3 protein-coding genes and 1 pseudogene are annotated in these 4,149 nt (G+C 66.1%); 3 read left to right on the top strand and 1 reads right to left on the bottom strand.

Translation table 11 applies throughout. The features are described from left to right. The coding region (locus KJS59_RS30210) for an XRE family transcriptional regulator (protein ID WP_213457347.1) at positions 1-1,086 on the top strand (1,086 nt) is incomplete at its 5' end. Next, positions 1,083-1,994 (top strand): aminoglycoside phosphotransferase family protein, encoded by a 912-nt coding sequence (locus KJS59_RS30205; RefSeq protein ID WP_213457345.1) that lies wholly within the window; start codon positions 1,083-1,085, stop codon positions 1,992-1,994. The genes KJS59_RS30210 and KJS59_RS30205, both read left to right, overlap by 4 nt. A 122-nt stretch (positions 1,995-2,116) precedes the next feature. On the opposite strand, the pseudogene KJS59_RS30200 reads toward KJS59_RS30205, so the two are convergent. Continuing rightward, a pseudogene (locus tag KJS59_RS30200) lies at positions 2,117-2,404 on the bottom strand (DUF296 domain-containing protein); the annotation flags it as partial. Between the two features lie 165 nt (positions 2,405-2,569). Here KJS59_RS30200 and KJS59_RS30195 point away from each other — a divergent pair. Continuing rightward, on the top strand, positions 2,570-3,988 hold the full coding sequence (locus KJS59_RS30195) for an IS1380 family transposase (protein ID WP_213457342.1): 1,419 nt from the start codon (positions 2,570-2,572) through the stop codon (positions 3,986-3,988). Positions 3,989-4,149: the final 161 nt, after the last annotated feature.

Genomic DNA, 4,149 nt, shown 5'->3' with positions numbered 1-4,149 from the left:
GAGGCCCTCTGGCAGCTGCCTCCGACGTCCCTCGATCGCGTTGTATCACCGCAGGATTCGGATGGCGATGTGGGCCTGACAGCCGCTTCTCTGCGTCGCCGATCGCTGTTGCAGGGCCTGGCCGCCGTGACTGCCGCCGCTGGGATTGTCGGTGCCGGTGATGGGCCGCGTCGCCAGATCGGGCCTGCCGACGTGTCTCGCCTGACTGCCCTCACTAGTCTGTACCGGTTGGCCGACCAGGAATTTGGAGGCGGGAGCCTGGTCGATGATGTCGGCCAGTTCGCGGAGTCTGCCTCAGCGCTGCTGGATCATCTAGTCAGCGATACGCTGCGTCCCCAACTGCTGGTCGCGATCGCTAGTGCCAGGGATCTGGCCGGCTGGACCGCGTTCGACGCAACACGGCACGGCGACGCTCAGCGGCACTTCGGCGCTGCGGAACGCTTCGCCATTGAAGCCGGCGACAGGCATCTGGCTGCCCATATTCGATACGGGCAGGCCAAACAGATGCAACATCTGCGGCACAACCGCGACGCTCTAGAGATCCTGCGGGCTGCGCACCACCAACTCGACGCGACGCCCGCGCTCACCACGATTCTGTACGGCGCTGAAGCAGCATCCCGCGCGGCGATCGGCGACTGGGAGGGCGCGAAGCAGGCGCTCGACCGCTCCAGCGAGGCATTCACAGACGTTGACGCTGGCAACGAACCCGAATGGCTCGGCTTCCTCGACAAGGGCGAATTGCTCGCCCAATACGGTCGAGTGTACCGGGACTGGGCGCGCACCGACCGCCGACGCGGCGGCGACGCGGTGCGCTGGGTCACCGAGGCGATCAACGCCTTCGGCCCACAAAACACGCGTAGCACCGTTCTCAACCAGGTCGGTCTGGCCAGCGCGTACTTCCTGGCAGACGCTCCCGACCTAGCCTTGCAGGCTGGCGACACCGCACAACGACAGGCCGAGACGTTGACCTCGCCGCGCGTTATCGAGCGAATCGCCAACCTACGCCGCGACGCCACGCAGCACATGCATCTACCGGAGGTCGCCGACTTCATACGGACTCTGCCACGACCCACACCAGTCGCATGACAGGCGCAGACGGCCGGTTCACCGAGACGGCGATGCGGCAAGCCCTTGCGAACATCTCCGACCAGCTCGGCGTCGATGACACGGACGCTCGCTTGCTGAGGCTGACGAACAACGCCGTCTTCGCGTTGCCGTCCGCCGGGCTGGTCGTGCGAATCACCCGCACGCATCGGTTGCATGCACGGGTACACAAGGTCGCGGCGCTCGGTGTCTGGTTCGAGGAGGTCGACGCGCCGACGATCCGGCTTGCCGCCGATATCGACCAGCCCGTCGCCGACGGGGACCTGCTCGCCACCGTGTGGCGCTACGTCGCACCGCACGAGCCTCCTCCCGACGCCGGGGACCTAGGCGTCACGCTGCGCACGTTCCATAGCCTCGGCACCCCTCCGCTGCACCTGCCAATGTGGGACCCGATCGGCGACGCTCGCAGCCGTCTCGACGACGCCGAAGGACTCGCCAACAATGACCGGGACTATCTACTCGCCTGGTGCGACCGGCTTGAGCCTCGCCTACAAGAGTTCGCGGCGAGCGTCGAGCCAGGACTCGTGCACGGCGACGCGCACGAGGGAAACCTGCTCCGCGACGTGTTCGGCAAGGTGCTGCTGTGTGACTTCGATGCGACCTGCATCGGACCGTGGCAGGTCGACCTCGTTCCGCCACCAGCGAACGAAGCTCGGTTCGGTCATACCGGTGGACACAGTAAACTGGCCGCCGCCTACGGCTACGACATCACCCAGGATCCATCCTGGCATTTGCTGCAAGAAGCACGTGAACTGAAGATGATCGCCGCGGCCGTGCCCCTGTTGACCAGTGCGCCAGGTGTGGCTGAGGAGTTCCAGCTACGGCTGAGATCAGTTCGCACCGGAGACACCAACGTGCGATGGACCGCGTTCGGTGACCTCCCACGCTGATCGCTTTTGTCGGCCCGTACACCATGGATGCGTTTGCACGACGGTGCCGGCGATTGCACACATCGATCGCTACCGGATCGACCAAAGCCTTTTCTGTAATTAGGAAGTGTCCTCGCTGTGGATCACGTATCGGTGGCGGGTCGTTGGTCGAACCGGAGTTGCGGCACATCGTAAAGGTTGGGGTTTGGGAACCGGTGCATCGATGGTGAAGCGATCTCGATGATGAGCATTTCGGTGAGGAATTGAACGGTGGCATCCAGGAGGTGGCTGGTGTGGGCGGTGGCACTGTGTTCTTTGAGGCCGACGGTGATGTGGATGTGCGGTTGGATCGTTTGGGTAGTGTCGTCCCAGGCGATGGTGTCGCCGCCGAGGGCCTCAATATTGGTCAGGTCGACGTGTGACGACACAGGTCGGTACGAGGACCGACCCGATGGGCATGACGGACCCTGGATATTCACGGGCTGGTGATCTTGTGACGGTTTCGTGAGGTCCAGACATGCGAAAGTGCCTGCCAGGCAAGGGAAAATGGTGATTGCGACATCAGCCAGGATCTCTTGCGAGGAGGCACTTCCGACGTGCGTGAGTTTACCGGATGGTCGAAGGACCTGCGCGTCACGGCTGACGGTGACGGGGTGGTGGCGATGGTCGGGGTAGCGGGTTTGCGGATGCTCGCCGACCGCACCGGCCTGACCGCGGGGATCTCCGCTGTGCTGGCCAGGCCGGGTTTCCATCCGGTCCACGATCGGGGCCGGGTGCTGACCGACATCGCGTGTTCGATCGCCGCCGGCGGGACCGACGTGTACGACATCGAGGCGCTACGGGCCCAGGCCGCACTGTTCGGGCCGGTCGCGTCGGACACCACCGCGCTACGCGGGTTGGGTGAGATCAGCGACCGCGGCCTGCACCGCATCGACGCCGCGCGGGCGGTGGCCCGCGCGCACCTGTGGAGCCTGTTACCGGACGGGGTGCCGCCGGCGACCTACGCCGGCGGGCTGTCCATGGGTGAGACGGTCGTGTTGCGCGTGGATGGCACCATCACCCTGGCCCATTCCCGCAAGGAGAACGCTGAGGCGACGTTCAAGAGAACGTTCGGGTTCCACAGCCTCGGGGTGTGGATCGACAACACCGGTGAGCTGGCTGCGCTGATGCCCCGCCCCGGCAACGCCGGGGCGAACACCGCCGCCGATCTGATCGAGGTGCTCCGGCAGGCCATCACGCAGGTGCCGGCCGACCGGCGCGGCGACCTGCTGATCACCTGCGACGGGGCGGGCGCCTCCCACACGCTGATCGGCTGGCTGCACAGCCTCGACCAGGCCGAAGGCCGGCGGGTGCAGTATTCGATCGGGTTCGACGTCGACGAACACGTCCGCAAGGCGTGCAACCGCCGCCCCGACGACTGGTGGGTCCCGTGCCTGTCCAACACCACCGCAGAGACCGTCGACGGTCTTGAGGTCACCGAGATCACCGACCTGCTCCGCGAGCGGCTGACCGGCCTGAAGTGGCCCACCACCATGCGGGTCATCGTGCGCCCACGCAAGCTGTTCGACCACGAACAGGCCACCCTGTTCGACACCTGCGGCTACCGGTACTCGGCGTTCGTCACCAACACCCCCGCCCACGGCGAGCACGGCCTGAACGTGCAACGCGCCGACGCCCGCCACCGCGTCCACGCCCGCGTCGAAGACGACGTGCGCACCACCAAAGACACCGGCCTCGGACACCTGCCCTCCACATCGTGGCAGGTCAACAAGGCATGGTGCGCCGCGGTCACCATCGCCGTGGACCTCACCGCCTGGATGCGCCTCTACGCACTCACCGGCACCTTGGCAAAAGCCGAACCCAAAACACTGCGATACCGGATCTTCCAGACTCCCGCACGCCTAGTACGAGCCCGCCGCTACCGCTGGCTACGCCTACCCCGCACCTGGCCCTGGGCCACCGACCTGACCACCGCGACCGACACCATCCGCCGCATGCCCATGCCCGCCACCTGACCACCCCCACCACCACCCCGACGACCAGGAGAAACCCCAGGAGACCACGCCCACCGGCGCGACAGCCGCCCCACAGTCATACCCGACGAGGCTGACCATCCACCAACAACGATGCAGGCCCGGCGGTCATCGACAGGCGTCAGGCCCGCGAAGAATCAGGG

The sequence above is a fragment of the Rhizomonospora bruguierae genome (genome assembly GCF_018397995.1).
GTDB classification, from domain to species: Bacteria; Actinomycetota; Actinomycetes; order Mycobacteriales; family Micromonosporaceae; genus Rhizomonospora; species Rhizomonospora bruguierae.
Note: the sequence above shows the minus strand (reverse complement) of the source record. Positions and strands in the feature narration are given on the sequence as shown.

Excerpts from the sequence above, each read along its gene's own strand:
- KJS59_RS30205 (WP_213457345.1), top strand. The coding sequence starts at position 1,083 with ATGACAGGCGCAGACGGCCGGTTCACCGAGACGGCGATGCGGCAAGCC.